6 protein-coding genes and 3 pseudogenes are annotated in these 7,328 nt (G+C 43.9%); 4 read left to right on the forward strand and 5 right to left on the reverse strand.

The annotated features are described in order from the left end of the window. Positions 1-951 (forward strand): annotated as a pseudogene (locus J582_RS24030) (IS3-like element ISAba21 family transposase); the annotation flags it as partial. A gap of 45 nt (positions 952-996) precedes the next feature. Continuing rightward, positions 997-1,119: a hypothetical protein gene (locus tag J582_RS27500; protein ID WP_009584542.1), complete on the forward strand. Its 123-nt coding sequence runs from the start codon at positions 997-999 to the stop codon at positions 1,117-1,119. 325 nt (positions 1,120-1,444) lie between these two features. On the opposite strand, the gene J582_RS24035 is transcribed toward J582_RS27500, so the two are convergent. The 5 genes from J582_RS24035 to phnC are packed head-to-tail and all read right to left on the reverse strand — an operon-like array spanning position 1,445 to position 5,823. Further along, positions 1,445-2,302, reverse strand: a complete 858-nt coding sequence (locus tag J582_RS24035) for a LysR family transcriptional regulator (RefSeq protein WP_009389225.1) — start codon at positions 2,300-2,302, stop codon at positions 1,445-1,447. After that, complete coding sequence (locus J582_RS24040; RefSeq protein WP_032013208.1) at positions 2,299-3,306, reverse strand: phosphonate dehydrogenase; 1,008 nt, start codon at positions 3,304-3,306, stop codon at positions 2,299-2,301. Before J582_RS24040 ends, J582_RS24035 begins: the two co-directional genes overlap by 4 nt. Before the next feature lie 41 nt (positions 3,307-3,347). After that, complete coding sequence (gene phnE, locus J582_RS24045) at positions 3,348-4,145, reverse strand: phosphonate ABC transporter, permease protein PhnE (protein ID WP_004757464.1); 798 nt, start codon at positions 4,143-4,145, stop codon at positions 3,348-3,350. A gap of 18 nt (positions 4,146-4,163) precedes the next feature. Further along, positions 4,164-5,024 carry a phosphate/phosphite/phosphonate ABC transporter substrate-binding protein gene (gene phnD / locus J582_RS24050; protein ID WP_009389226.1) on the reverse strand — a complete coding sequence of 287 codons (861 nt, stop codon included), beginning with the start codon at positions 5,022-5,024 and terminating at the stop codon, positions 4,164-4,166. A 19-nt stretch (positions 5,025-5,043) separates the two neighbouring features. After that, positions 5,044-5,823, reverse strand: coding sequence for a phosphonate ABC transporter ATP-binding protein (gene phnC / locus J582_RS24055; protein WP_009389228.1), 780 nt, complete (start codon positions 5,821-5,823; stop codon positions 5,044-5,046). Positions 5,824-6,449: 626 nt separating this feature from the next. On the opposite strand from phnC, the pseudogene J582_RS27635 reads away from it, so the two are divergent. Further along, positions 6,450-6,548 (forward strand): annotated as a pseudogene (locus J582_RS27635) (ATPase); the annotation flags it as partial. A gap of 496 nt (positions 6,549-7,044) precedes the next feature. Further along, positions 7,045-7,328, forward strand: a pseudogene (locus J582_RS24060) (transposase); the annotation flags it as partial.

Below are 7,328 nucleotides of genomic sequence, written 5' to 3' on the forward strand. Positions count from 1 at the left end.
GCTCAAACAACAGCTCAAAACAGCTGAAATGGAACGTGAATTTCTAAAAAAGGCAGCAGCGTACTTTGCGAAAGAAAGTCAGTAAGGTACGCCTATATGAAACAGCAAAGATATTTATTCCCGATTAGCTTTATGGCTAGATTACTTCACGTTTCAGTGTCACGATTTTATGATTGGCTAAAACGAGGCATGAATAAAAGATTGGTTCAGCGAAATCAACAGACAATTTTGGTCAAAATAGCTCATGAGGAAACTAAACAAAGCTATGGCTATATTCGATTAACTAAGCATTTACAAGCGCAAGGTATCAAAATCAGTACGTATGCTGTACGTCAAATAAAAAAGCTCAACCAGCTGTATTGTAAGCGTCATAAGCGTTTCAAAAGAACTACGAAGAGTGATCATAATCGAGCGATCTACGCAAATTTACTAGAGCAACAGTTTTCAATGACTAAGCCCAATCTTGCATGGTCAAGCGATATTACATACATTTGGACTGCTGAAGGTTGGTTATACTTGGCAGCAGTAAAAGACCTGTACACGAAACAAGTGGTTGGCTATAGCTTAAATGAGCGTATGACCGCACAACTTGTTTGCAATGCACTGACTATGGCGATTCGTAATCAAAAACCAACGAAAGGCTTAATTATTCATTCGGACAGAGGCAGCCAATATTGCAGCCATGAATATCGAAAGATACTGGAAAAATGTGATTTTCAAGGTTCAATGAGCAAACGTGGGGACTGTTACGATAATGCACCGATTGAAAGTTTCTGGGGCATACTCAAGAATGAATTAGTGCATCATTGCAACTATAAAACCAGAGATGAAGCTAAAGCAGATATTACAAAATACATTGTGTTATTTTATAATCAGCGAAGAATTCAAAAGAGTTTGGATTTTAAAACGCCAAATCAAATAGCAGAGAACTTTTATCGGTTAGCTGCCTAGCATATCCCAAGTGAAAGTCTCCTGCTAATTCAGCACATATCAGGTTTGAATGACGCGGACATTGACCACAGTGATGATCAGGCGACCAAAGCAGGTTGGATACAGGCGAGTCTTGAGAAGATTAAGAGTACGCCTTTTGCGCTAGAGCCTAAGCACCTGACACACTAGATGTACCCGAAAAGGGGCTAGTGAGACTAACGGACACGTTAGCTGGTGGATATGCGATGCAATTGATCTAAATTAATTTCAAAGCACCAGAACCGGCTCAGTTGTGCCCAAAGCGGATGTTCGCAAAAAATAATCTTCTCTTGATACCGCAGATTAAAGTGGATGTTCGATATGGCCTTTTAAAGGTAGAAAACTTAGTATTTAGACGCCTACCTTCTAGAGAAATAACGCAAATGAATAAAATGCTACCATCAACTTAAAATCATGATATGTCACGGCAAACTTCACACTTTCTAACTGTTGGCATAAACAACATACCATCCATCTACTGAAGTAGAAATTTTTTGAAATGTGCCGATGGTGTATTTTCAAGCATATTGCTACGACAAATAACGTAAAGATTTTTGTAGGGGGTGATCCCTTCAATTTTAACGCTTCTTAGTCGACCACTCTCGCACTCATCGACCACAGACGAAGAGATCACCAATGAAATACCCAAGCCTGCCTGTACTGCCCGTTTAACCGCCTCTGTGCTTCCAAGCTGCATAGATACACCAATAGAATCTGCCACGCTTCCGAAAAAATGCTGTAACAGACGCCCTGTGCCGCTACTTGTTTCTCCCCCCAGCAATTTCTCTCCCTTCAGCCAATCTAATGGAATACTCGCCAATTTGGCCCACGGATGCTCCACCGGCACAATCACAGCTAGTTCTTCACTTCGCCAAACGCATGCATCAAATCCCTCTCGTTGATCCCACCATTCCATAATGGCCACATCGACTTCAAAGTTTTCCAGTTTTTTCACAATGGTAAGATTATCGCCAATGACTACATCAAAATTGCAAGTTGCTGTTTTCTTGAACCGCCTCAAGTGCGGTGGCAATACATAGATGCCGATATTCGAGCTCGCGCCTATTACAAGACGATTTGTGTCGAATAATGCGCACGCTCTGGATCCGGTGCGCACTAGGTTTTCCGCATAAGGCAAAAACACTTTGCCTTCCTCTGTGAGCGTACAACCTGCGTTGTTTCGCACAATCAGATTGACACTCAGCGACTCTTCTAGGCGCCTAACATGCTGAGTCACAGCTGACTGTGAGAGCCCTGTGTGCTTGGCTGCTTCACGAAAGCCACCCCGATTCACGACAGCCAGAAAAGTAACTACGCGTTCAAGATTGATCAATTAACGCCTTCCAAAATTGGATTATTGATAGCATCGGATGGCCTTTGGCCGGTCAGTGCCTGTAAGATATTATTGGCTGCTAGTTTCTCGATTTCGAAACGCACGTCGTCGACCGCAGACCCCAAATGTGGGGTGAAAAATGTTTGCGCTGTATTGGTCAGTAACTCCTGCGGAATAGCTGTTGGCCTATCAACACGGATCCACTCTTCCAATTCGAAAACATCTGCCGCATAACCCGCCAATTTTCCAGATTCAAGTGCTTCGGCAACAGCTAATTCATCGACAACTGAACCACGACACGCATTGATCAAGTAGCTTCCTGTGCGCATTGTGCCAATTGTTTCTGCATTCAATAAGTGCAAAGTTTGCGGCGTCATTGGCAGCATAGGTACAACAAAGTCACTGCTACTTAATAATTCATCGAGACTCACCTGTCGTGCATTCCAGGCCTTTTCCTGCTCTTGATTCAAGGCGATGTCATCGCAATAAAGCACCCGCATATCAAAACTCGATAAGCGCTTCGCAATCGCTCGCCCGACCGCACCCATACCGATGATTCCGAGTGTGCGTCCTGTTAAACCCGTTCCGTATAGTTCCGGTCTCCACCCGTTAAATCCGTGAGTTCGGATACGGCGATCCCCCTCGGCCAGATGGCGAGTCAGGCCAAGAAGCAATCCAATTGTCAGCTCCGCCGTTGGGATGGTCAGAAGGTCCGGCACGATGCTGAACCAAATACCACGGCGGGGACAAGCATCGACATCAAAGTTGTCATAGCCTTTGAGTGCTGCACCTACAATCTTCAATTTAGGGCAGGACGCAAGAAAATCATCATCGATACTGTCAGGCATGAATACCATTAGTGCGTCAGCATCCTTTGCTCTCTCCAGCAATTCTGCGCGCGACATAGTATCGCGGGTCATGTTGGGAACGACATCCGCAACAGATTGTAAATAATCGATAATTTCAGGATGAACCCAGTGGGTAAGAACTATTTTTTGTTTCATGTGGACCCTCATGTGTATACCGGATTTTTTATATGGGTTAGCTACTTGAACTTGCGACGCAAGAATGAACTGAATGTATCAACTAGCGTCACCATCCCAAGAATGACCAGCAATATCGCGGATACTTCTTGGTATTGCATAAGACGCAGCGATCCTATCAACTCGAAACCTATACCGCCGGCACCGACCATTCCCATCACCGTTGAGGCGCGAAAATTGTATTCCCACCGATAAATCGCGGTGTCGGCCATTTGCGGTAATACTTGCGGAAAAATGCCATGAAATATCACTTGTAGCGGGCTGCAACCTGCGGCCTGCGCAGCTTCAACTGGTGCTTGATCTGTATGCTCAATCGCTTCCGCAAAAAACTTAGCGATCATGCCGATTGAGTGCAGGCCTAATGCCAACACACCCGGCAGTGCACCAAAGCCGACAGCTGCCACGAAAACTATACCCATAATAAGCTCAGGAACAGATCTCAACACATTTAACAGAGCACGCGCAGCCTGATAGACCGCTGGATGTGGACTGGTATTGCGTGCAGCCAAAATACCCAAGGGCACGGACAAAAGCACAGCGATGGCGGTTCCAGCAATACTCATGGCTAAGGTATCGAGCACTGGCTTGACCCATGCTCTCCACTCACTAAAGTTGGGAGGGAACATCTCACCAATGAGACTAACAAGACTTGGCACGCCTTCGCCTAAACGCTCACCATCAAATAGACCAACGTAATACCAACATCCGACGACAATAGCTAAAATCAATATCACATACCTAACTACTCGATTCCAGCTTTGGCGCTGCTCTGACAATATGGCTTCGAAGTTCGTATTCATTGTAGAGACCTCAAAAAATTAGAACTTGGAAAAATCTAGCTTTAGCAAACTACCTAAATCACGCACGACATCGTAATCCTTATCTGTTACAGGCCCGAATCCTTCAGCCTTGAATGGTTTCAACACGTTCGGATCTTTCAAATCGAGGAAGGCAGCACGAATTTTTTCTTTAAGCTCTGGTTTTAAGTTAGAGCGCATAGCCCATGGGTACTGAGGAAACGGTTTTGACTCCGCTAAGACCTTCACTTTGTTTAGATCGATCAAGCCGCTCAGAACGAGCGATTTGAAAATGGGCTTGCTCAGACCACCGGCCTGCGCGTGTCCATTCTGAACTGCCATCGCCACTGCATCGTGAGCGCCTACGAAATGCTCCTTGTAATCCGTTCCGGCAAATAATCCTTTATCAGCAAGCATTGATTTGGGGATCAGGTGGCTGGATGTAGAGGCCTTGTCACCCCAGGCAACGGCTTTTTTCTTGATATCTGTGATGTTGTTGATGCCCGCCGCCTTATTCACAATTAGCACTGACTGATAAGTTGTTGTGCCTTTTTGTTGCATTGCTGCAAATGGTTCAATCTTACTTTTCTGTTTGGCCAATACATAAGACAAGGGCCCAAAATATGCAAGATCAATACGACCGAACCGCATTGCTTCAATCATTGATGAATAGTCAGTGGTAACAATAAGCTCAATCTTTTTGCCCAGAGCTTTTTCAAGATACATCTCTAGAGGCTTATTATTTTTAATGACGGTTGATGCATTTTCATCAGGCAAGAGAGCAACTTTTAATGTGCCGGGGTCAGGATTAGGTGCGGCATATGTGACACTACCTAAGAGGCTAAACAATATTAGAGCCAGTACAGCGAATAGCTTTTTCATGGTTATTTCTCCTCAGTTCTTAAGTTAAACAATGGTTATGAGTAATATTTGGAATGTTTGAATTCAATTGCGCTTTTTGTTCATAGAGTTCAGTTACATGCGTTTGTGTCAGAGCCGCTGGTATTGCATCGAACACAACCTTGCCATGAGCCAGACCGACGATTCGGTCAGCATAGCGTTTAGCGAGATCGACTTGATGTAGGCTGACTACAGCGGTTATGCCGTCTTCTTTGCATATCTGGTGTAAGAGCGCCAAGACTTTGTTGGCGGTTGCTGGATCAAGGCTTGCCACAGGCTCGTCTGCCAAAACAAGTGCCGGTCGCTGCGCTAATGCCCGAGCTATACCCACGCGTTGTTGCTGACCGCCACTTAACTCATCCACTCGTGAGAGTGCTTTGTGAAGTAGCCCAACGCGGTCAAGGCTGTGTAATCCAATAGATTGATCCTCCTTCGATAGAGGAAAAAGAGTACGAAGCGTCGAGTGATAACCTAGTCTACCCATTAGCACATTTTGCAAAACAGAAAGTCGACCAATTAATTGATGCTGCTGGAATATCATGCCAGTACGCCGACGATGCTCTTGCAATATTTTTTTGTCCAACAATGAACCTAACATTGTAATGTTTATATTGCCGTTAGTGGGTTTTTGCATCAGGTTAAGACAACGGAGCATTGTTGATTTGCCTGCACCAGAGGCACCGAGCAACACTGAAAACTGTCCCTGTTGAAACGTGAGTGAAGTTGGATGCAACGCAATCATTTGTCCGTACTGGACGGTAATATTTTGAAGTTGAATCATTGCTGCCAGACCCTCGTTGTTGTAATCAATCTTTATTTTTGATTACGAAATCAGATAATGAGGTGAGCATAACGACTCAATGTTACAGTTTTATTGCGAGCAATTAGCAATCGCACTCAAACGCTTGGCTATAAGACTTCCAATTGGTATGCAGTGAGGCGCCGGTAATTGGCGGAGCTAGCTGGGAGGGGTTTAGCAGGATTTTAAGGCACACCCTGGCGTCCGCTTCTGGCCGAACGCAGCTGGAAGGCTCAAAATAGGTCGAGACACATTAAAATTACGTCACTACTCATAAGTGGCGATTATGTAAAATCGTTTGCGTGGCTTTTAACCTACTACTAATCAATACAGAGAGTGCTGTGGATAAGTGTCTTTACGGATTCCTTTTACTACAGACTCGTTGAAGTTGTAGCAAAACTCGAAGTACAAATATTTTATTTTTGGTGATGCGCGGCTATTTGAAAAGTAGCGAAGTTGTTGCGCTTTAGTGAGCTGGAATTTGAATAGCAGCATGAAATATGTTTGTTATTTGGACCGCTTTAATGGGTAAAATTCGGCTGGGAGTTTCGCTACAGCCTCGTTAGGCATGGCCATGAAAATATTCCTAGATAGTAATATTGTTAGGCACTCTGCAACTACATATCGCACTATGGATATCTATTTTGGCGGGGGTAACGCATCATTGTCATATCGTCGAAACAGGCAATGAGTCTTGGCGCTTTAAAGAATCGAGTACCAAGGGAATTGCAACAAAGCGAACTAAACCACGACAAACCAAAATAGATCAGGAGGAGTTAGCCATCAATTAATTGAGTTTCACGACTGTAATATTTTAACAACTACGTGGGTCAATTTTAGATGCAAATAGTGGGTCAGTTTTTAGTGACATTTGACAATTGCAGCGTTAAAGTGAACGGATAGCGCGAAGAATGCGGCCATAAAAATAAGTGTGCCGAGCAGACTCATAAGGGCAGGGAGATGCTTTTTAATTTCGTTTTTGTAAATCGTTATTTTGATATGCAACATATGGATCAATCCTGATAAATTAGGCAATACCTGCATGTCAATGCAGATTCATTTTATACGCCAGCAACCCCTTGCTGGCGTTTTTTTTATGGGACTAACCATACCTGTTAATTCTGACAGGTAGTCTCCTGATGTGTGCTGAGAAAACAGGAGGTTTTAACTTGGTAAACTATAGACACTCATCAGGAGTTTACCATGAGCAAGAAACAGAAGACTTACACCGCAGAATTTAAAGTTGAAGCAATAAAATTGATTGAAGCCAATCAAGGCAATGTATCGGAAACAGCCAGACAACTTGGCATTTCAATGCAAACTCTTTCAAATTGGAATAATAAAGCAAAGACTGGCACCTTAGCAGGCACTAAACAATATTCACCTGATCTAAATGCCTTACTCGAAGAAAATAAAAAGCTCAAACAACAGCTCAAAACAGCTGAAATGGAACGTGAATTTCTAAAAAAGGCAGCAGCGTACTTTGC

This window comes from Acinetobacter sp. 1566109, assembly GCF_000582255.1.
Classification (GTDB): Bacteria; Pseudomonadota; Gammaproteobacteria; order Pseudomonadales; family Moraxellaceae; genus Acinetobacter; species Acinetobacter nosocomialis.